This is a genomic window from Pantoea sp. MT58, assembly GCF_014495885.1.
Classification (GTDB): domain Bacteria; phylum Pseudomonadota; class Gammaproteobacteria; order Enterobacterales; family Enterobacteriaceae; genus Pantoea; species Pantoea eucalypti.
Window position 1 is genome coordinate 1,900,363 of record NZ_CP061083.1, and the last position, 21,911, is coordinate 1,922,273.

General features: G+C 51.5%; 18 protein-coding genes, 2 tRNA genes and 1 other RNA gene. 13 read left to right on the top strand and 8 right to left on the bottom strand.

All coding sequences use genetic code 11. The annotated features are described in order from the left end of the window. Positions 1 to 7 precede the first annotated feature (7 nt). The 6 genes from xthA to IAI47_RS09015 form a co-directional block, all read right to left on the bottom strand. Positions 8 to 814: an exodeoxyribonuclease III gene (gene xthA / locus IAI47_RS08990; RefSeq protein WP_033743070.1), complete on the bottom strand. Its 807-nt coding sequence runs from the start codon at positions 812 to 814 to the stop codon at positions 8 to 10. Between the two features lie 222 nt (positions 815 to 1,036). After that, a non-coding RNA gene (locus tag IAI47_RS08995) (RtT sRNA) lies at positions 1,037 to 1,164 on the bottom strand. A 41-nt stretch (positions 1,165 to 1,205) separates the two neighbouring features. Next, a tRNA-Tyr gene (locus IAI47_RS09000) sits at positions 1,206 to 1,290 on the bottom strand. Positions 1,291 to 1,330: 40 nt separating this feature from the next. Next, positions 1,331 to 1,415: transfer RNA gene (locus tag IAI47_RS09005), tRNA-Tyr, on the bottom strand. A gap of 144 nt (positions 1,416 to 1,559) precedes the next feature. Further along, the gene (gene purU / locus IAI47_RS09010) at positions 1,560 to 2,408 is read right to left on the bottom strand and encodes a formyltetrahydrofolate deformylase (RefSeq protein WP_003852258.1); all 849 of its coding nucleotides are present in this window, start codon (positions 2,406 to 2,408) and stop codon (positions 1,560 to 1,562) included. 55 nt (positions 2,409 to 2,463) lie between these two features. Beyond that, positions 2,464 to 2,919, bottom strand: coding sequence for a YchJ family protein (locus tag IAI47_RS09015; protein WP_008925297.1), 456 nt, complete (start codon positions 2,917 to 2,919; stop codon positions 2,464 to 2,466). Positions 2,920 to 3,015: 96 nt separating this feature from the next. Here IAI47_RS09015 and rssA point away from each other — a divergent pair, with 96 nt between their 5' ends. The 5 genes from rssA (at position 3,016) to IAI47_RS09040 (ending at position 8,524) form a co-directional block, all read left to right on the top strand. Continuing rightward, the gene (gene rssA / locus IAI47_RS09020; RefSeq protein WP_003852252.1) at positions 3,016 to 3,921 is read left to right on the top strand and encodes a patatin-like phospholipase RssA; all 906 of its coding nucleotides are present in this window, start codon (positions 3,016 to 3,018) and stop codon (positions 3,919 to 3,921) included. 99 nt (positions 3,922 to 4,020) lie between these two features. Further along, on the top strand, positions 4,021 to 5,037 hold the full coding sequence (rssB, locus tag IAI47_RS09025) for a two-component system response regulator RssB (RefSeq protein WP_187961270.1): 1,017 nt from the start codon (positions 4,021 to 4,023) through the stop codon (positions 5,035 to 5,037). Positions 5,038 to 5,230: 193 nt separating this feature from the next. Continuing rightward, the gene (gene galU, locus IAI47_RS09030; protein ID WP_008925296.1) at positions 5,231 to 6,139 is read left to right on the top strand and encodes a UTP--glucose-1-phosphate uridylyltransferase GalU; all 909 of its coding nucleotides are present in this window, start codon (positions 5,231 to 5,233) and stop codon (positions 6,137 to 6,139) included. Positions 6,140 to 6,161: 22 nt separating this feature from the next. Then, the gene (locus IAI47_RS09035; RefSeq protein ID WP_003852248.1) at positions 6,162 to 7,502 is read left to right on the top strand and encodes a UDP-glucose/GDP-mannose dehydrogenase family protein; all 1,341 of its coding nucleotides are present in this window, start codon (positions 6,162 to 6,164) and stop codon (positions 7,500 to 7,502) included. Between the two features lie 14 nt (positions 7,503 to 7,516). Continuing rightward, a complete protein-coding gene (locus IAI47_RS09040; protein ID WP_008925295.1) occupies positions 7,517 to 8,524 on the top strand; it encodes an NAD-dependent epimerase in 1,008 nt (335 codons plus the stop codon). 71 nt (positions 8,525 to 8,595) lie between these two features. Here IAI47_RS09040 and hns read toward each other — a convergent pair whose 3' ends face one another. Further along, positions 8,596 to 9,012, bottom strand: coding sequence for a histone-like nucleoid-structuring protein H-NS (gene hns, locus IAI47_RS09045; RefSeq protein WP_003852241.1), 417 nt, complete (start codon positions 9,010 to 9,012; stop codon positions 8,596 to 8,598). Positions 9,013 to 9,422: 410 nt separating this feature from the next. On the opposite strand from hns, the gene tdk reads away from it, so the two are divergent. Then, positions 9,423 to 10,043, top strand: a complete 621-nt coding sequence (tdk, locus tag IAI47_RS09050) for a thymidine kinase (RefSeq protein ID WP_033743064.1) — start codon at positions 9,423 to 9,425, stop codon at positions 10,041 to 10,043. Between the two features lie 67 nt (positions 10,044 to 10,110). Here the strand turns inward: tdk and adhE are convergent, their stop codons facing one another. Continuing rightward, a complete protein-coding gene (gene adhE / locus IAI47_RS09055; protein WP_008925293.1) occupies positions 10,111 to 12,798 on the bottom strand; it encodes a bifunctional acetaldehyde-CoA/alcohol dehydrogenase in 2,688 nt (895 codons plus the stop codon). Between the two features lie 460 nt (positions 12,799 to 13,258). Between adhE and IAI47_RS09060 the strand changes: the two genes are divergently transcribed. From IAI47_RS09060 to oppF, 7 genes are all read left to right on the top strand, one after another. Beyond that, complete coding sequence (locus IAI47_RS09060; RefSeq protein WP_003853931.1) at positions 13,259 to 13,906, top strand: YchE family NAAT transporter; 648 nt, start codon at positions 13,259 to 13,261, stop codon at positions 13,904 to 13,906. Between the two features lie 571 nt (positions 13,907 to 14,477). Next, the gene (locus tag IAI47_RS09065; protein WP_008925292.1) at positions 14,478 to 16,112 is read left to right on the top strand and encodes an ABC transporter substrate-binding protein; all 1,635 of its coding nucleotides are present in this window, start codon (positions 14,478 to 14,480) and stop codon (positions 16,110 to 16,112) included. Between the two features lie 153 nt (positions 16,113 to 16,265). After that, positions 16,266 to 17,906 carry an oligopeptide ABC transporter substrate-binding protein OppA gene (gene oppA, locus IAI47_RS09070; RefSeq protein ID WP_008925291.1) on the top strand — a complete coding sequence of 547 codons (1,641 nt, stop codon included), beginning with the start codon at positions 16,266 to 16,268 and terminating at the stop codon, positions 17,904 to 17,906. A gap of 92 nt (positions 17,907 to 17,998) precedes the next feature. Next, entirely contained in the window at positions 17,999 to 18,919 is a 921-nt protein-coding gene (oppB, locus tag IAI47_RS09075; protein WP_003853929.1) for an oligopeptide ABC transporter permease OppB, read from the top strand. Between the two features lie 14 nt (positions 18,920 to 18,933). Then, a complete protein-coding gene (gene oppC / locus IAI47_RS09080) occupies positions 18,934 to 19,842 on the top strand; it encodes an oligopeptide ABC transporter permease OppC (protein ID WP_003853926.1) in 909 nt (302 codons plus the stop codon). A gap of 11 nt (positions 19,843 to 19,853) precedes the next feature. Further along, a complete protein-coding gene (locus tag IAI47_RS09085) occupies positions 19,854 to 20,870 on the top strand; it encodes an ABC transporter ATP-binding protein (RefSeq protein ID WP_003853924.1) in 1,017 nt (338 codons plus the stop codon). Then, complete coding sequence (gene oppF, locus IAI47_RS09090) at positions 20,867 to 21,868, top strand: murein tripeptide/oligopeptide ABC transporter ATP binding protein OppF (protein WP_003853922.1); 1,002 nt, start codon at positions 20,867 to 20,869, stop codon at positions 21,866 to 21,868. Before IAI47_RS09085 ends, oppF begins: the two co-directional genes overlap by 4 nt. Positions 21,869 to 21,911 lie beyond the last annotated feature (43 nt).

The window sequence follows — 21,911 nt, forward strand, 5'->3', positions numbered from 1 at the left end:
CCGTCAGTTAAAAGCGGAAGGTTGACCAGATGGGTGCATGGTCAGAAGGTTTCTCCATGCTCCGGATAGCATAATCAATGCCGGTCTCGACGCAGTGTGACGCCAGGTTTTTACTTACCAGCACCAGATCAATACGTAACCCGCGATTATCATCAAACCCTTTCGAACGGTAATCGAACCATGAGAAACGGTCCGCCACTTCCGGATTGTGCACACGCCAGGTATCAACCAGTCCCCAGCTCAGCAGGCGATCCATCCATTCGCGCTCTTCCGGCAGGAATGAGCATTTGCCGGTGCGCAGCCAGCGCTTACGGTTATCCTCACCAATACCAATATCCAAATCGGTGCTGCTGATATTCATGTCGCCCATAATCAGAACCGGCTTATCAGCAGGCAGATCGTCGGTCAGCAGACGTTGCAGATCGCGGTAGAATTTCTCTTTAGCCGGAAATTTTGTGGGATGGTCACGACTTTCTCCCTGTGGGAAATAGCCGTTAATTACGGTGATATCGCCAATCGGGCTGGGGATTTCCGCGACGATCAGACGGCGCTGGGATTCATCATCATCATCCGGAAATCCCCGACTGACCGACACGGGCTGAGCTTTGGTGAGCAATGCCACGCCATAATGGCCTTTCTGTCCATGATAGAAGACGTGATAACCGAGCTTTGACACCTCTTCCAGCGGGAACATGTCATCATGAACTTTGGTTTCCTGCAGACCGATCACATCCGGCTGATGCTGTTCGACAAGCGCCTGAAGCTGGTGCGGGCGGGCGCGCAACCCATTGATGTTAAATGAAACAAATTTCATGAGATCGACCATTGTTCAGCAAGTGATAGCCGGAGATGGTAACGATTTTTATGCAAAAAGTCATGGCAGAACAGGGGAAGATTGGTCGAAAGCGGGTAAGGAATTATCGGGTAGCGCAGAAGCGCGATGCTGCACACGAACCTTAATCGAAGGTTCTCATCCCTCTCCCCGCAGAACAGGAAGCTTGGGTAGTTTTTTGGGATTCATGTGCGATATGCAGAATGGTGGTGGGAGAAGGATTATTCGGCGCGTTGCGCCTCACCCTGCGGGCCGCGCTGAAGCGCGTTGTCTCGCAATGCTCGACACGAACCTTGATCGAAGGTTCTCATCCCTCTCCCCGCAGAACAGGAAGCTTGGGTAGTTTTTTGGGATTCGTGTGCGATATGCAGGATGGTGGTGGGAGAAGGATTCGAACCTTCGAAGTCTGTGACGGCAGATTTACAGTCTGCTCCCTTTGGCCGCTCGGGAATCCCACCAGGGATATATTGACGTGGCTTAAGATGTTTCAGATTCAGATGGTGGTGGGAGAAGGATTCGAACCTTCGAAGTCTGTGACGGCAGATTTACAGTCTGCTCCCTTTGGCCGCTCGGGAATCCCACCATGGCCTGAATCTTTCTCTCTTAAAGCGGGGCGCATCATACCAAATGCGATAAAGGTGTAAAGCGCCCACTGGCAAAACAACATCTGTTTGCCCACTTTTTACGCGTAGCGCTGAATCTGCAGACAATTCAGCACGCTGGCTGATTAAAGAATAATCGTGCGATTGCCATAAACGAAGACGCGCTGCCCCAGAACTTTGTAGAGTGCGTTGCTCAGAACATTCTTTTCTACGTCGCGACCGGCGCGCATCATCTCATCAGCGGTGTAGCTGTGATCGACGTTGATCACATCCTGCATGATGATGGGGCCTTCATCGAGATTGTCATTCACATAGTGCGCGGTGGCACCGATGATCTTCACGCCACGCTCATAAGCCTGGTGATAAGGGCGGGCACCGATAAAGGCGGGCAGGAACGAGTGGTGAATATTGATGATCTGGTTCGGATAACGCTGCACAAAAGCAGGCGTCAGGACACGCATATATTTTGCCAGCACCACGTAGTCGGGCTGATAGCGATCAATCTCTTCCACCATGCGGTTATCGTGCTCTTCCCGCGTCAGACCCTCATGACTCACCAGCACAAAGGGAATATCGAAACGCTCAACCAGCGAACGCAGCGTATCGTGATTACCGACGACTGCCGCGATCTCCATATCCAGGCCGCCAAAGGCGCTCTTCATTAACAGGTCGCCCAGGCAGTGCGCTTCTTTGGTGACCAGAATCACTACGCGACGACGACCGGCGCTGTGCAGTTCACGCACTGAACCCTGTGGCAGAGCGCTGTCGAGATCGGCGAGCAGGGTGTTGTCGTTGAAAATCCCTTCCAGCTCGGTGCGCATGAAAAAACGCCCGGTGCGATGATCAACAAACTCATTGTTCTGCACGATATTGAGTTCGTGCTTGTAACAAATATTGGTGATTTTGGCGATCAGACCTTTTGCATCGGGACAAATGGTTCGTAAAACTTTTCTTTGCATGGTTTGCGCTTGCATCTCAATCAGAGTCCTGTCAAAGCATTAGGGGTAAACCGCTGGGGCAGCCATCAGCTTAACCACAACATTTTTTGTATTTTTTGCCACTGCCACATGGGCAGGGATCGTTACGCCCCATGGGCGGTGCTGTACCGTCAACATAGTACCAGCGTTGATCCTCGCGAAGAAAGCGTGAACACTCATGAATGGCATGAATGTTGTCGTTCTCGCGGTATCGCGCAAAAAAGGTGACGAAAGCTTCGTTCTCATGGCTTCCATGATTACAACGGGTTACATTCAGGCTAAGCCAAACGGTACCCGGGAAACTTTCAGATAAAAGCCCTGACAGGCCGGGATGGCGTTTATCAGGATGCCAGGTCGCAACCAGATACTCCGCATTATGCTGAACATAAGCGCAATAACGGGATCGCATAAGTTGTTCAGCTGTAAAAGGAATTTGGTTGCCCTGCAGAAAGGGCTCGCAACATACGCTATACTGCTCTCCGCTACAACATGGGCAGGTTTCTGACACATTATCTCCAGAGAATGATGAGTCGATTTCACAGGCGCGCTATGTTAGCTGACCCCACGTTGTGACGCTACGTATTGACGGCAGGACCAGATACAAATGAGAAAAGTAAAAATTGGATTGGCTCTGGGGTCTGGAGCGGCCAAAGGATGGGCACACATTGGTGTGATCAACGCCCTGGAGCGCGCTGGCATTGAGATTGACGTTGTTGCAGGTTGCTCAGTCGGCGCACTGGTTGGGTCTGCCTATGTGAATAATCGTTTGCCGTTGATGCAGAAATGGGTCAGTGCATTCCGCTACTGGGATGTTATTCGTCTGATGGATGTCTCGTGGCAGCGTGGCGGACTTTTACGCGGCGAGCGGGTTTTCAACCATGTTCGTCAGCTTATCCCTAACGATGCGATTGAGCAGTGCCATAAACCTTTTGGCGTGGTGGCGACCAACCTCAGTACCGGTCGTGAACTCTGGCTCACTGAGGGCGATTTACATCAGGCCGTGCGTGCATCCTGTAGTATGCCAGGTTTATTACCACCAGTGGGCTACAATGGGTATTGGCTGGTAGATGGTGCCGTGGTCAATCCGGTGCCAGTCTCACTGACGCGTGCCCTGGGCGCAGACATTGTTATTGCCGTTGATTTACAGCATGACGCGCATTTAATGCAACAGGATCTCTTTTCCGTTACGCCTCAGAACAGCGAAGAAGAAGCCGCAGCAGCGGCATTGAGTTGGGGTGGGAAACTGCGACAGCGCCTGGTGAATTTCACCCAGCGCCGTGCATCTCAGTCGCCTGGCGCGATGGAGATTATGTCCACCTCAATCCAGGTGCTGGAGAATCGCCTGAAGATGAACCGTATGGCAGGCGATCCACCCGACGTTTTAATACAGCCGGTCTGTCCGCAAATTTCGACGCTGGACTTTCATCGTGCTGAAGAGGCTATCGAGGCAGGCAGGGCGGCCGTAGAGAAGAAAATGGATGAACTATTACCACTGGTCCGTGGCAGATAATGAAGTTGTTCATTCAAAGCGGTGACTTCGGGCAATTCTGAAAGGCGCAACTGCGTTTTATGAACCACTATTGAAATATCTGGTACGCAGGGGGAAAGAATGGAAAAACCACTACTCGGCAAAAAGATACTCATTGTCGAAGATGAGGCTGTTTTCCGTTCGTTGCTGGACCAATTTTTGTTATCGATGGGTGCTGTGACGTTACAAGCGGAAGACGGTCTGGACGCAATTACACAACTACAACAGCATACTGTCGACCTGATTATCTGCGATCTGGAAATGCCTCGCATGAGCGGCATCCAGTTTGTTGAGCATATTCGCACCCGTGGCAATGTGGTGCCGATTTTAATCATTTCGGCCACTGAAAACATGTCTGATATCGCTCACGTACTGCGTCTTGGGGTGCAGGATGTGCTGCTGAAACCGCTGAAAAACTTTGAACGCTTCCGTGAAGCGGTCTATGAGTGTCTCTATCCCTCTATGTTCACCTCGAAAGTGGAAGAGGATGAGCAACTGTTCCAGGACTGGGATGCGCTGGTTCGCGATCCCAAAGCGGCTGCCAAGCTGCTTAAGCAACTCCAGCCTCCGGTACAACAGACGATTGCCAACTGTCGGGTTAACTACCGCCAGCTGACAATGGCTGAGCAGCCCGGACTGGTGCTTGATATCGCGGCGCTCTCCGATAAAGATCTGGCATTTTACTGTCTGGACGTCACGCGCGCCGGTGACAATGGCGTGCTGGCGGCGTTGCTGTTGCGGGCTCTGTTCAATGGTCTGTTACAGGAGCAGCTGACCGGACAAAAACAGCGCCTGCCAGAGCTTAATGGATTGCTCAGACAGGTTAATCTGTTACTCCGTCAGGCAAATCTCAGCGGTCAGTTCCCGTTGCTGGTTGGTTACTATCACCGCGGTTTAAAAAACTTGATCCTGGTTTCCGCCGGATTAAACGCCACACTTCATGTTCATACCCATCAGATTCAGCTCAGCAATGGCGTCCCTCTTGGCACTATGGGCAGCACCCATCTGAACCAAATCAGTCAGCGTGCTGATAACTGGCAATGCCATGTGTGGGGCGCGGGCGGGCGCATCCGGCTGATGCTGTCGACCGAAGAATAAGGGCTAAAAAACGAAAGATTCTGGTGCTGAGGACAGGGCCAGAGTTTAGCTTTACAGTTGGGTAATAGTCTTAATTTCGACGGTTTCATGCCTTCCAGGATAAATCCGTTCGATACTAGCTGATATACTCATTTCCGAATTTAAACCGACATATCAAGTATTAACTTGAACGGCCTATGAGAGAGGTATCTTAATGTCTGCCAATAATACCAAAGTAAAAAAAGCGGTAATCCCGGTAGCGGGTTTGGGCACGCGTATGCTCCCGGCTACCAAAGCGATTCCAAAAGAGATGTTACCGCTGGTTGATAAGCCGTTAATCCAGTATGTCGTTAACGAGTGTATCGCTGCTGGCATCAATGAAATTGTGCTGGTAACGCATTCATCAAAAAATGCCATCGAAAACCACTTTGATACCAGCTTCGAACTGGAATCCATGCTGGAAAAACGTGTTAAGCGTCAGCTGCTGGACGAAATCCAGTCAATCTGCCCGCCACACGTTACCATCATGCAGGTTCGTCAGGGCATTGCCAAAGGTCTGGGTCACGCAGTGATGTGTGCACACCCACTGATCGGTGATGAGCCATTTGCCGTTATCCTGCCAGACGTCATCATCGACGAATACGAATCCAACCCAACCAAAGATAACCTGGCAGAAATGCTGAGCCGTTATGAAGAGTCTGGCCGCAGCCAGATCATGGTTGAGCCGGTTGCCGATGTGACCGCTTATGGTGTTGTTGATTGCCAGGGCGCAGAACTGAACCCAGGCGACAGCGCGCCGATGGTCGGTGTGGTTGAGAAGCCTAAAGCGTCAGAATCACCTTCTAACCTGGCTGTAGTCGGTCGTTATGTTCTCTCTTCAGAGATCTGGCCACTGCTGGCGAAAACCCCTCCAGGTGCAGGCGGTGAAGTTCAGCTCACTGACTCCATTGCCATGCTGATGGAAAAAGAGACTGTCGAAGCTTACCACCTGAAAGGCGTGAGCCATGACTGCGGTAACAAGCTGGGCTACATGCAGGCTTTCGTTGAGTACGGTGTTCGTCATCCGGTATTGGGCAAAGATTTTTCTGAATGGCTCGATGGCGCAGTTGGCAACAAAAAGTAATTCATAAACACAGGATAACTCGATGAAAGTCACTGTATTTGGTATCGGCTATGTCGGTCTGGTTCAGGCTGCGGTGTTAGCCGAAGTCGGACATGACGTTCTCTGCATTGATGTCGACGAAAACAAAGTCGAAAATCTGAAAAAAGGCATCATTCCTATTTTCGAACCAGGTTTAACGCCGCTGGTAATGTCCAATTACGAAGCGGGTCGTCTGAAGTTCAGCACTGATGCTGAGCTGGGCGTAAACCATGGTGTTATGCAGTTTATTGCAGTCGGTACTCCACCGGATGAAGACGGCTCTGCCGATCTGAAATATGTGACCGCCGTAGCGCGCACCATTGCGCAGCATATGAACGATCACAAAGTGGTTATCGACAAATCAACCGTTCCGGTTGGCACAGCAGACAAAGTTCGTGCGGTAATGACGGAAGCGCTGAAAGCGCGTGATGCCAACATCACATTTGATGTGGTTTCAAACCCTGAATTCCTGAAAGAGGGTGCTGCAGTTAATGACTGCATGCGTCCGGAGCGTATCGTTGTCGGTACTGACAACGACGACGTGGTAGAGCTGTTACGTGAGCTTTATGAGCCGTTTAACCGTAACCACGATCGCATGATCATGATGGATATCCGCAGCGCAGAGCTGACTAAGTATGCCGCTAACTGCATGCTGGCAACCAAAATCAGCTTTATGAACGAGATGTCTAACCTGGCTGAACGTTTAGGTGCGGATATTGAAAAAGTACGCCAGGGCATCGGTTCAGATCCCCGCATTGGCTACCACTTTATCTACCCTGGCTGTGGCTACGGCGGCTCCTGCTTCCCGAAAGATGTGCAGGCGTTGATCCGTACCGCGGAGTCTATTGGCTATCAGCCACGTCTGTTACAGGCCGTGGAAGATGTGAATGACAACCAGAAAAATAAACTGCCTACCTTCATTAAGCGTCATTTTGGCGACGATCTGAAAGGTAAAACGTTTGCACTCTGGGGTCTGTCATTCAAGCCTAATACGGACGACATGCGTGAAGCCTCAAGCCGTGTGCTGATGGAAACGCTGTGGGAAGCGGGCGCTTCTGTTCAGGCGTTTGACCCTGAAGCAATGGACGAAGCGCAGCGTATCTATGGTCACCGCAGCGATCTGAAGCTGATGGGGACCAAAGAAGCAGCCCTGCAGGGTGCAGACGGTCTGGTCATCTGTACGGAGTGGCAAAACTTCCGTGCGCCTGACTTCGACATTATCAAAAATGCGCTGAAAGAAGCCGTGATTTTTGATGGTCGTAACCTGTATGATCCAGAGCGTATCAGCAAACGCGGTTTCGTTTATTATGCAATCGGCCGCGGAGCGTCTATTCAAACTGCATAATTAACGAGGGATTTATGAACTTTCTGGTCACCGGCGCCGCAGGCTTTATTGGTTTTCATGTTAGTCAGCGTCTGCTGGCCGCCGGTCACCAGGTTGTCGGTATCGACAACCTGAATGATTATTATGACGTAAATCTCAAGCATGCCCGTCTCAATTTAATTAAAGCCAACCCAGGTTTTACCTTTATTGAGATGGATCTGGCGGACCGTGATGCAATGGCATCACTGTTCGGCCAGAACAGGTTCCAGCGCGTTATTCACCTTGGCGCTCAGGCTGGTGTCAGGTATTCCATCGAAAACCCTCATGCCTACGCAGACGCTAATCTGATCGGTCACCTCAATATCCTTGAAGGCTGCCGTCATCATAAAATTGAACATCTGCTCTATGCTTCATCCAGTTCAGTTTATGGTCTGAACCGCAAGATGCCGTTCTCAACGGAAGACAGCGTTGATCATCCGGTATCATTATATGCGGCGACCAAAAAAGCCAATGAGCTCATGTCGCATACTTACTCGCATCTTTATCAGTTGCCGACAACCGGATTGCGCTTCTTTACCGTCTATGGGCCGTGGGGCCGCCCGGATATGGCATTATTCAAATTCACGCGCGCAATGATTGCCGGTGAAGCGATAGATGTTTATAACCAGGGCCAGATGAAACGCGACTTTACCTATATTGACGATATTGCTGAAGCGATTGTTCGTCTGCAGGATGTTATACCTCAGAAGGATGATCACTGGACCGTTGAAACCGGTTCACCCGCAACCAGTTCAGCCCCATATCGTGTTTATAACATTGGTAATAGTCAGCCTGTTACGTTGATTAGCTATATCGAAGCGATTGAGAAAGCACTGGGTATTACTGCGAATAAAAATCTGATGCCGATGCAACCCGGTGATGTACTGGAAACCAGTGCGGATACAAGCGCGTTGTTTGAGGCCATTGGTTTTAAACCGCAGACCGGTGTTGAAGAGGGCGTTAAAAAATTCGTTGACTGGTATCGGGATTTTTACAGCGTCTGATTTAAAGAAAAAAGGAAGCGTCTGCTTCCTTTTTTTTGCGCATCAGGCTGATACTAATGTCGCGGCACTGTTTACTGTTTCAGTAAAAAATCGTCCAGCGTTTTACCCTGTTCTTCCAGTGCTATTTTGATCACCGCAGGTGTACGTCCCTGACCGGTCCATGTTCTGGACTCACCTTTTTCATCGGTATAAGCATATTTAGCCGGGCGCACTGAGCGTTTAGCTTTTGCCGCAGTTCGGGGAGTCGCGGCCTGGGCGTTAATCAGTTCATTCGGGTCGATTCCATCGGCCAGCAACATTTCACGATACTGATTAAGTTTACGCGTGCGTTCTTCATTTTCTGCCTGAAAATGCGACTCTTCTTCGCGGCGTTCTTTTACCACCACGTCCAGTTTTTCCAGCATCTCTTCCAGTGTTTCTACGGAATACTCTCTGGCCTGGGCGCGCAGCGTACGGATATTATTAAGAACTTTTAGTGCTTCGCTCATTGTCCTGGTCTCTGAATAAGGGGAAAGTTGTGTTGCCCGCTAATAGTAGTGGTGACGTTAAATAACTTCAATCATAAAAAAAATGATCACGGCTAATAACGCTGGAAATTAAAATAACCTGAGGGGGAATAATTCATAATTATGCCGAATGAAAAATATTTTCGCTTAGTGTGATATGAAATAAATTTAATGTATTTAAGGCAGTAACAAAAATGTCATTGCTTGCATTGCAGTTAAAATAAGCAAAACTTATTCTCTTTCCTGACGCACCTGACGGTCGTCATAAACTGCCTGTTTAACGGTAAGCCGGCGGGCATTACGCTCTATTCCTCCATCGGCGTCAACGTATTCCCTGCGCTTTGTGTTAATATGCGCGCCATTCTGTTCAGTCCCGATGAAGATACGTTCCTATGGCCCAACTCTATTTCTATTACTCTGCCATGAATGCAGGGAAATCAACTGCACTGCTGCAATCTTCCTATAACTATCAGGAGCGCGGCATGCGTTCACTGGTCTACACCGCTGAGATCGATAATCGCTTTGGTGCCGGGCAGGTGAGTTCCCGCATCGGACTTTCGTCTCCCGCTATGCTCTACAATGCAGAGACTGCACTTTACAGTGAAATTGCTGCTGAACATGCTGTGCAGCCTATTCACTGCGTGTTAGTTGATGAGAGTCAGTTCCTGACCCGGGAACAGGTCAAAGCGCTCTCTGATGTCGTGGACGATCTGGACATCCCTGTGCTCTGTTATGGCTTGCGAACTGATTTCCGGGGTGAACTGTTTGTGGGCAGTCAGTATCTGCTGGCATGGGCTGATAAGCTGGTTGAGCTTAAAACTATCTGTCACTGCGGCCGCAAGGCCAGCATGGTGCTGCGACTGGATAGTGAAGGTAAACCGTTCAGTGAAGGTGAGCAGGTCGTGATTGGCGGTAACGAAAGTTATATCTCCGTCTGTCGTAAGCACTATAAACAGGCGATAGAGCAGGGCTCGTTACAGGCGATTCATGGTGCACAGACTCCGCTGCCGTAACCCTCTTTTCAGGTAATAAAAAACCCGCCGTGGCGGGTTTTCTTATCACAGTGTCAGCGGGTCATTATCAGACCTTTTTCGCCTTCTTATCAGCCTTGATTCCTTTAACCGGCTGCTCAGCAACCGCCTGAGCGACGCTTGAGAACGGTTCAACAAATTCACGACCGTAGAAAGTGTCGAGCATAATCTGTTTCAGCTCAGCAATCAGCGGATAACGTGGGTTAGCACCGGTACACTGGTCATCAAAGGCATCATCGGCCAGTTTGTCGACTTTTGCCAGGAAGTCCGCTTCCTGCACACCCGCTTCACGGATGGAGGTCGGGATACCCAGTTCAGTTTTAATCTCATCCAGCCATGCCAGTAACTTCTCGATTTTTTGCGCAGTGCGGTCGCCCGGCGCGCTCAAACCTAAATGGTCCGCAATTTCAGCGTAGCGACGACGGGCCTGCGGACGATCATACTGGCTGAAAGCGGTCTGTTTAGTCGGGTTGTCATTGGCGTTGTAGCGAATAACGTTCGAGATTAACAGCGCATTAGCCAGGCCGTGAGGGATATGGAATTCTGAACCCAGTTTGTGCGCCATTGAGTGACAGACCCCAAGGAAGGCGTTGGCGAACGCAATGCCGGCGATAGTAGCAGCGTTGTGGACACGTTCACGCGCAACCGGATTTTTCGCGCCTTCAGCATAACTGGCTGGCAGATTCTCTTTTAACAGTTTCAGTGCCTGCAGTGCCTGCCCATCAGAGTACTCATTTGCCAGCACAGAAACGTAGGCTTCCAGCGCGTGGGTCACTGCATCCAGACCACCAAAGGCGCAGAGTGAACGCGGCATATCCATCACCAGGTTAGCATCGACAATCGCCATATCCGGGGTCAATGCATAGTCAGCGAGTGGATATTTCTGACCTGTCGCGTCATCGGTCACCACGGCGAACGGTGTGACTTCTGAACCGGTCCCGGAGGTCGTGGTGATGGCCACCATCCGTGCTTTTACGCCCATTTTCGGGAATTTGTAGATACGTTTACGGATATCCATGAAACGTAACGCCAGCTCTTCGAAGTGGGTTTCCGGATGTTCGTACATCACCCACATGATTTTCGCGGCATCCATCGGGGAACCACCACCCAGTGCGATGATGACATCAGGCTTGAAGCTGTTCATCTGCTCGGCACCTTTACGCACGATGCTCAGCGTCGGGTCAGCTTCAACTTCGAAGAAGACTTCGGTTTCGATGCCGTGTGATTTCAGCACGCGGGTGACCTGGTCGGCATAGCCGTTGTTGAACAGGAAACGGTCAGTGACAATAAAGGCACGTTTCGCGCCATCCGTTGCCACTTCTTCCAGCGCAATAGGCAGTGAACCCCGACGGAAGTAGATGGATTTAGGAAGTTTATGCCACAACATATTCTCAGCTCGCTTGGCGACAGTTTTGGTATTAATCAGGTGTTTTGGACCGACGTTTTCTGAAATAGAGTTACCGCCCCATGAACCACAACCCAGCGTCAGAGAGGGGGCCAGTTTAAAGTTGTAGAGGTCACCGATACCGCCCTGTGAAGCCGGCGTGTTGATCAGAATACGCGCAGTTTTCATTTTGTCGCCGAAGTAGTGCACGCGCTCAGTCTGGTTGTCCTGGTCGGTATAAAGGCAGGAGGTGTGACCGATACCGCCCATCGCGACCAGTTTCTCCGCTTTATTAACCGCATCCTGGAAATCTTTCGCCCGATACATCGCCAGCGTTGGGGAGAGTTTTTCATGGGCAAAAGGTTCAGATTCATCCACGAGTTTCACTTCACCAATCAAAATTTTCGTGTCTGCTGGTACGGTTAGCCCGGCCATCTCCGCAATTTTAAATGCCGGTTGACCCACGATGGCCGCATTGAGGCCGCCGTTTTTAAGGATGATATTCTGAACTGCACTCAGCTCGGCGCCCTGCAGCATGTAACCACCATGGCTGGCAAAACGTTCACGCACTGCGTCATAGACCGAATCAACCACGATTACCGATTGTTCTGAGGCGCAGATCACGCCGTTATCAAACGTTTTCGACATCAGAATTGACGCAACGGCACGTTTCACATCGGCGGTTTCATCAATCACCACCGGCGTATTACCGGCACCCACACCAATTGCCGGTTTGCCGGAGCTGTAAGCCGCTTTCACCATTCCCGGTCCACCAGTGGCGAGAATCAGGTTGATATCGGGGTGATGCATCAGCTGGTTTGACAGCTCAACAGATGGGGCGTCGATCCAGCCGATAATGTCTTTAGGCGCACCGGCGGCAATCGCGGCCTGCAGGACGATATCTGCCGCTTTATTCGTCGCGTCTTTGGCACGTGGATGTGGCGAGAAAATGATACCGTTACGGGTTTTGAGGCTGATTAAGGCTTTGAAAATGGCGGTTGAAGTTGGATTAGTAGTCGGGACGATACCGCAAATCAGGCCAATCGGCTCGGCGATGGTGATGGTGCCGAAAGTATCGTCGGTGGCTAACACACCGCAGGTCTTTTCATCTTTATAGGCGTTGTAGATATATTCTGAAGCAAAATGGTTTTTAATGACTTTGTCTTCGACGATGCCCATACCGGATTCGGCAACAGCCATCTTAGCAAGGGGGATGCGGGCATCTGCGGCAGCGAGGGCGGCGGCACGAAATATGGCGTCGACCTGTTCCTGAGAAAAATTGGCATATTCACGCTGGGCTTTTTTTACACGTTCAACCAGTGCATTGAGTTCAGCGACATTGGTTACGGCCATGGTGTTCTCCTGAAGGAAGTTAAACTTTTTTAGTAAACAATCCTGCGCCCTGAGTATAGCTATGCTCAAAAAATGCGCTATATCAGGATGTAATGACAGGATTTTCAACTGCTTACTGAATAAGTCTTGCGTTGTCTGTGAAGACGTTTTCATTGATGCCGCTAATACTTCCGTTGTGAAAATATTACCTGGTTTGGGGTAGGTCAATTTTGATGCAGATCAATTTAACCGCAGGCTGACACCTTTCAGCACGGCGCTGATCCTTTATCAGCTCAAATGGACTTTCACATGCTGGCAGTCAGCCTGGTAGCGTCTAAATCCAGTCACTTTTTAATCTCTGGTGTAAAGCGCTAAAGGAGCGTTCATTCATCTATATAAATAGCTGGCTCAGCATCTGGTGTACGGGTCTGTTTTCACATACATTAGGCGCGTTTCCCCCCTGTGGTACGGAGTTAAAGTCGTGAACCCTGCGCTGTTAGATTTATCAGGCTATATAAAATTTTTTGTCGGGCTCTTTGCGCTGGTCAATCCAGTGGGCATTATTCCGGTGTTCATCAGCATGACCCGATATCAGGGCGTGGCTGAGCGTAATAAAACTAACCTTACCGCTAATCTTGCGGTGGCCATCATTCTCTGGACGTCACTTTTTCTGGGCGATGCGATTCTGCATGTGTTCGGTATTTCGATTGACTCTTTCCGCATTGCGGGTGGGATTCTGGTCGTCACCATTGCGATGTCGATGATCAGCGGCAAGCTGGGTGAGGATAAGCAGAACAAGCAGGAAAAGTCAGAAACGGCGATCCGTGAAAGCGTGGGCGTTGTGCCTCTGGCGCTGCCACTGATGGCGGGGCCAGGTGCTATCAGCTCGACAATCGTCTGGAGTACCCGTTATCACAGCTGGCTGAACCTGATGGGGTTTACCCTGGCAATTGCTATCTTTGCCTTCTGTTGCTGGTTACTGTTCAGGGCTGCACCATTAATGGTGCGTATTCTCGGCCAGACCGGCATCAACGTCATTACCCGTATCATGGGTTTGTTACTGATGGCACTGGGCATTGAATTTGTTGTAACCGGTATGAAGTCTATTTTTCCCGGTCTGCTGAATTAAACCCTCACTTATTTCAGGCAATGAAATGAAGTAATGATCCGTAATGGTGCAAAATGGCCTTTCATTGCACTATTACGATGCAATTATTCGCGATACTTAAAATAGAGGCACGATTATAAATTTCATTACTGCGTGTTTGCTCACAGACTTTTTCGTGGGAAATAATGTCACTATTTTCACACGATATTCTCCTCTGCACTTTTAACTCTGCCTCATAATCCGCCACAATATTACGGTAAGCCTGAATTTCATCATGCTGAAGCCAGATTTATCAGTATGAATGCCAAAACAGGCACAATTTGTCACCTGATCCTGCTTCGCAAAGAGCTTTCCGGCTAAAACGCCTATTTTTCATATTGATATGAAATTTTCAGAACGAAAATTAACACTTCCGCTTCGTGACATCTCATGATAAAAGAGAATTAGTTAACATTTTCGTTATTTTGCTTTGGCGCCCCTTAACGCCTTCTGATAATTTTTGGCTTAACGTGAATTTTTTCTCTGAAAGCCCAAAGTGAGAACGCTTTTTGCTTAAGCCTATCGGGATACTTAAATAAGGTTGGCGTTTCGGATGATTGGGATAAAGAACTTGCAGCAAAAGCGGTCCTCACTCGCAGGTGTTCTGTTACTGGCGTTTTCACCGGCCTATGCCGCCACCGTTCCGCCGGAAACGGCACTGGCTGCGCAACAGCAGATGGTGATTAATAACGGAAGCGAAGTCTCTTCACTGGATCCGCATAAAACTGAAGGCGTGCCGGAGTCCAATATTATTCAAAATCTGCTGGACGGACTGGTCAATACTGACAACAGCGGTCAGGTCGTGCCAGGCGTCGCCAAAAGCTGGGAGAATCCGCAACCTACCGTCTGGATTTTTAATCTGCGGGATGATGCAAAGTGGAGCAATGGTGAGCCGGTGACCGCGAATGATTTCGTCTACAGCTGGCGTCGCCTGGTGGACCCGAAAACGGCGTCGCCTTATTCAAGCTATCCGCAGGCAGCCCATTTTGCCAATATCGATGCCATCCTTGCCGGTAAAGCGTCACCTGATCAACTGGGTGTGAAAGCGCTGGATGCCCATCGTCTGCAGATTACCCTGAGTGAACCAGTGCCTTACCTGGTCGCGATGCTGGCGCATACCGCGATGAAGCCGGTTTATGAACCGGCCATTAAGCAGTGGGGTGAAGCCTGGACGCGTCCGGGTCATTACATTGGTAACGGCGCTTATACGCTGGACGACTGGATCGTCAATGAAAAAATCGTCCTGAAACGCAATCCACAATACTGGGACAATGCCCATACGGTCATTGAGCAGGGGACATTTCTGCCTATCGCCTCTGAAAACAGTGATATCAATCGCTACCGCAGCGGCGGCACGGATATGACCAACAGTGCGGTGCCGCCGGAGATGTTTGGCAAACTACGCAAAGAGCTGGGCGACGAAGTGAAAGTCAGTCCATTGCTCTGTACGTTCTACTACGAAATTAACAATAAAAAGGCGCCGTTCACCGATGCACGGGTTCGTGCCGCGCTGAAAATGACCCTCGATCGCGAAGTGATTGCCAATAAGATCATGGCCCAGGGACAAATTCCCGCCTATAGCCTGACACCGCCTTTCACCGCCGGTATCAAACTCACGCCGCCTGCCTGGTTCACCTGGACGCAGGCGCAGCGTAATGACGCCGCGAAGAAGCTGCTGGCCGAGGCAGGCTTCGATGCTGCCCATCCGCTGACCTTTACGCTGCTCTATAACACCTCAGATCAGAACAAACGGCAGGCGATTGCAGCTGCCTCGATGTGGCAGAAAAACCTTGGCGCGAAAGTGACACTGCAGAATCAGGAATGGAAAACCATGCTGGAGACCCGCCATCAGGCGCAATATGACGTGGTCCGTGCTACCTGGTGTGCCGATTACAACGAACCCTCAACCTTCCTGAATATGCTAATCAGCAACGCCTCGATCAACACCGCGTTTTACAGCAGCGCGACCTTCGATCGTCTGATGAAGGAAACGCTGACGGCGGGCAGTGAGGCGCAGCGTGCCGACCTGTATCAGCAGGCTGAAACACAACTCGACAAAGACTCACCAATTGTGCCAGTTTACTACCGCGTAAGTGTGCGCCTGGTAAAGCCCTGGGTTGGGGGCTTTACGGGCAAAGACCCGCAGGACATGACAGACCTGAAGTACTATTTCATCAAACAACACTGATCTGATCGCCCGTACGGCGAGACAGTCGGGAACGCATCAACGTACAGACCATTTTGGGGTCAATCTCCCTGGTAACAGGCCAGGGAGCCCGGAGACGGGGGACGCCGGGGCAGCGCATCGCCACGGTGACGATAATAAAACTGGAGTGTAATAATGAACAACATCACGAAAAAAAGCCTGATAGCAGCGGGTGTTTTCGCCGCAGTGAGTGCTTTGGCAGGGAATGCGGCTTTCGCAGCAAATGTGCCCGCAGGCGTTGAGCTGGCCGCTAAACAGGAGCTGATTCGCGGCAATGGCGATGAAGTGCAGTCGCTCGATCCGCACAAAATCGAAGGCGTGCCGGAAGACAACGTGGCGCGCGATCTTTACGAAGGTCTGCTGGTCAATGACAGCAACGGTAAACCGATTCCGGCTGTAGCGGAAAGTTACGAAAATAAAGACTTCAAAGTGTGGACGTTCCACCTGCGTAAAAATGCTAAATGGTCCAACGGCGAGCCGGTGACCGCGCAGGACTTCGTTTACAGCTGGGAGCGTCTGGTCGATCCTAAAACCGCTTCACCGTACGCCAGTTATCCGCAATATGGTCATATCCTGAACGTCGATGACATCATTGCCGGTAAAAAACCGATTACCGATCTGGGCGTGAAAGCCCTGGACGATCACACGCTGGAAGTCACGCTGAGTGAGCCGGTTCCCTATTTTGATAAACTGCTGATCAACTCCGTAATGTCACCGGTTTATAAACCGGCGATTGAGAAGTTTGGCGATCAGTGGACTCAGCCACAGAACTGGGTCGGCAACGGTGCCTTTAAACTCGACGCGCACGTGATCAACGAGCGTATCACCCTGGTGCGTAACCCGAATTACTGGGACAACGAACACACCGTGCTGAACAAAGTCACCTTCCTGCCAATCAGTTCCGAAGTCAGCGACGTTAACCGTTACTTCTCCGAGAACGGCAGCGACATGACTTACAACAATCTGCCGATTGAGCTGTTTAAGAAACTGCAGCGTGACAACGGCAAAGAGCTGCACGTCGATCCTTATCTCTGCACCTATTACTACGAAATCAACAACCAGAAAGCGCCATTCACCGATCCACGCGTTCGCGCCGCCCTGAAGCTGGGTCTGGATCGTGACATCATGGTTAACAAAGTGCTGGCGCAGGGCCAGAAGCCGGCCTACAGCTACACGCCGCCATCAACCGACGGCATGGATATCCTGCCGCCAGACTGGTTCAAATGGTCACAGGACAAACGTAATGCCGAAGCGAAAAAGCTGCTGGCTGAAGCCGGCTATACCGCCGACAAACCGCTGACCTTTAACCTGCTGTATAACACCTCCGATCTGCATAAGAAGCTGGCGATTGCCGCCTCGTCGATCTGGAAGAAAAACATCGGTGTGAACATCAAGCTGGAAAACCAGGAGTGGAAAACCTTCCTGGATACCCGTCATCAGGGTAACTTCGATGTATCGCGTGCGGCCTGGTGTGCGGACTATAACGAACCCACTTCATTCCTGAACACCATGCTGTCTAACAGCAGCAGTAACACCTCGCACTATAAGAGCGAGGCGTTTGACAAAGTGATCCGTGACGCGATTAAGGCACCGGATGCGAAAGCCCGCGCAGTGGATTATCAGAAAGCGGAGCAGATCCTGGATAAAGACAGCACCATCGTACCGGTTTACTACTACGTAAATACGCGTCTGGTGAAGCCTTATGTCGGCGGTTATACCGGTAAAGATCCACTGGATAAAACCCTGGATAAAGACTTCTACATTATCAAACACTAATAGCATTCAGGCTATCAGCAGTGGCGGCGCGTCTGGCGCCGCCTTTTTTACTTATTTATATGTTGTGATGCAACAGCCTGGTAGGTACGGCAATGTTAAAATTCATCCTGCGTCGCTTGCTTGAAGCGCTTCCGACGCTGTTCGTCCTGATCACCATCTCCTTCTTTATGATGCGACTGGCACCCGGCAGCCCGTTTACCGGCGAGCGCACCCTGGCCCCGGAAGTGATGGCCAATATTGAGGCGAAATATCACCTCAACGATCCCATCGGTAAGCAGTATGTTGATTACCTGCTGCAGCTGGCGCACGGCGATTTCGGCCCTTCGTTTAAATACAAAGATTATTCGGTCAACTATCTGGTCGCGCACGCGTTCCCGGTCTCAGCCAAACTCGGCCTGGCCGCGTTCCTGCTGGCGGTGATACTGGGCGTCACGGCGGGTGTGATCGCCGCGCTTAAACAGAACAGTATATGGGACTTCGTGGTGATGGGGGTGGCAATGACCGGCGTGGTGATACCGAGTTTCGTGGTCGCGCCGCTGCTGGTTCTGCTCTTCGCCATCACCCTGAAATGGCTGCCCGGCGGTGGCTGGAACGGTGGTCAGTGGAACTACATGCTGTTGCCGATGGTGGCGCTGTCGCTGGCGTATATCGCCAGTATTGCGCGTATCACTCGTGGTTCAATGATTGAAGTGATGCACTCCAATTTTATCCGCACCGCGCGCGCCAAAGGCTTGCCGCTGCGCCGCATTGTGCTGCGTCATGCGCTCAAGCCCGCATTGCTGCCCGTGATTTCCTACATGGGACCGGCGTTTGTCGGCATCATCACCGGTTCGATGGTGATTGAGTCGATCTACGGTCTGCCGGGTATCGGTCAGCTGTTTGTGAACGGCGCGCTGAACCGTGACTACTCTCTGGTGATGAGCCTGACCATCCTGGTCGGTTTGCTGACCATTCTGTTTAACGCGATTGTTGACGTGCTCTATGCCGTTATCGATCCCAAAATTCGTTACTGATTGCGGAGTTCGCCATGATGTTAAGTAAGAAAAACAGCGAAGCTCTTGATGCGTTCAGTGAAAAGCTGGAAGTAGAAGGGCGCAGTCTCTGGCAGGACGCGCGTCGTCGTTTTATCCATAACCGGGCAGCCTTAATCAGTCTGCTGGTGTTGTTAGTAATCACGCTGTTCGTGATTTTTGCGCCGATGCTGGCGCATTTCACCTACGACGATACCGACTGGTCCATGATGTCCTCACCGCCCGATACGACATCTGGTCACTGGTTTGGCACCGATTCATCGGGACGTGACATACTGGTCCGTGTGGCCATCGGTGGTCGTATCTCACTGATGGTGGGCGTAGCGTCTGCGCTGATTGCGGTGATCGTCGGCACGCTGTATGGCTCAATAGCCGGTTACCTGGGCGGCAAAACCGACTCGGTGATGATGCGTATTCTGGAAATTCTCAACTCCTTCCCGTTTATGTTCTTCGTGATCCTGCTGGTGACCTTCTTTGGTCGTAATATCCTGCTGATTTTTGCCGCTATCGGCATGGTTTCATGGCTGGATATGGCGCGTATTGTGCGCGGCCAGACGCTGAGCCTGAAGCGCAAAGAGTTCATCGAAGCGGCGCATGTCGGTGGGGTATCAACCTGGAAAATCGTGGTACGTCACATCGTGCCAAACGTACTGGGCGTGGTGGTGGTTTACGCCTCGCTGCTGGTACCGAGCATGATCCTGTTTGAATCCTTCCTGAGCTTCCTGGGTCTGGGGACACAGGAGCCGCTGAGTAGCTGGGGCGCGCTGCTCAGCGACGGGGCTAACTCAATGGAGGTGTCGCCGTGGCTGTTGCTCTATCCGGCGGGCTTCCTGGTGGTCACGCTGTTCTGTTTCAACTTTATTGGCGATGGCCTGCGTGATGCCCTCGACCCGAAAGATCGTTAAGGAGTTTCCCGATGACTATTCATGAATTCCAGCCAGCGATGGCGGCCCGCGCGGGAAGCGAACAGCTACTTACGGTCAAAGATTTACGCGTGACCTTTGGCACGCACGATGGGGATGTTACCGCCGTCAACGACCTGAACTTCTCGCTGCGCGCCGGTGAAACGCTGGGCATTGTTGGCGAGTCTGGTTCTGGCAAGTCACAAACCGCCTTTGCCCTGATGGGGCTACTGGCAAAAAATGGCCGCATTGGCGGCTCAGCAATGTTCAACGGTAAAGAGATCCTGAATCTGCCTGAGAACCAGCTCAATAAACTCCGCGCCGAACAGATTGCGATGATCTTCCAGGATCCGATGACCTCACTGAACCCCTATATGCGGGTAGGCGAGCAGCTGATGGAAGTGCTTAAGCTGCACAAAGGGATGAACAGCGCCCAGGCATTCGAAGAGTCCGTAAGGATGCTGGATGCGGTGAAAATGCCAGAAGCACGCAAACGCATGAAAATGTACCCGCATGAATTCTCCGGCGGAATGCGTCAGCGTGTGATGATCGCCATGGCGCTGCTGTGCCGCCCAAAATTGCTGATTGCCGATGAGCCAACTACCGCGCTGGATGTGACGGTGCAGGCGCAGATTATGACGCTGCTCAACGACCTGAAACGCGAGTTCAACACCGCCATTATCATGATCACCCATGATCTCGGCGTGGTGGCAGGCATCTGCGACAAAGTGCTGGTGATGTATGCCGGACGCACTATGGAGTATGGCAGCGCCCGTGATGTCTTCTACCAGCCAGCCCATCCTTACTCAATTGGCCTGCTTAATGCGGTGCCACGTCTGGATGCGATTGAAGGCGAAACCCTGGCCACCATTCCGGGCAATCCACCGAACCTGCTGCGTCTGCCGCAGGGCTGCCCGTTCCAGCCGCGTTGTCCGCACGCGATGGATATCTGCACCCAGGCACCGCCGCTGGAACCGTTTGGCAATGGCCGTCTGCGTGCCTGCTTTAAGCCGGTGGAGGAGTTAGTATGAGCACCGTAGCTGAAAAAAGAGTGTTACTGGAAATCGCCGATCTCAAGGTGCATTTCGACATTAAAGATGGCAAACAGTGGTTCTGGCAGCCATCAAAAACCCTGAAAGCGGTGGATGGTGTCAGCCTGCGTCTGTATGAAGGTGAAACCCTGGGCGTGGTGGGCGAGTCGGGTTGCGGTAAATCGACGCTGGCGCGCGCCATTATCGGCCTGGTTAAGGCCACCGAAGGTCGTGTCGCCTGGTTAGGCCGCGATCTGCTGGGTCAGAGCGAAGAGGAGTGGCGCAAAGCCCGCAGCGATATCCAGATGATATTCCAGGATCCCCTGGCGTCCCTGAACCCGCGCATGACCATCGGCGATATCATCGCAGAGCCGCTTCGTACTTATCATCCAAAAATGGCGCGTCAGGAAGTCAAAGACCGTGTCAAAAATATGATGATGAAAGTCGGGCTTCTGCCAAACCTGATTAACCGCTACCCGCATGAGTTCTCGGGTGGGCAGTGTCAGCGTATCGGTATCGCACGTGCGCTGATTCTGGAGCCGAAGCTGATTATCTGTGACGAGCCGGTGTCTGCACTGGATGTCTCGATTCAGGCGCAGGTGGTGAACCTGCTGCAGCAGTTGCAGCGGGAAATGGGCTTGTCGCTGATTTTCATTGCGCACGATCTGGCGGTGGTGAAACACATCTCTGACCGGGTGCTGGTGATGTATCTGGGGCATGCGGTGGAGCTGGGGACTTACAAAGAGGTCTACACCAATCCGCAGCATCCATACACCCGTGCGCTGATGTCTGCTGTACCGATTCCCGATCCGGATAAAGAGAAGAACAAGGAGATTCAGCTGCTGGAAGGGGAGCTGCCGTCGCCGATTAATCCGCCATCCGGCTGCGTATTCCGCACCCGTTGTCCGATTGCCGGTCCGGAATGTGCGAAAACCCGTCCGCTTCTGGAAGGCAGTTTCCACCATGCGGTATCCTGTCTGAAAGTCGACCCGCTATAATGCAAAACGCCGGGCACTTGCCCGGCGTTTTCTTATCTGCTTT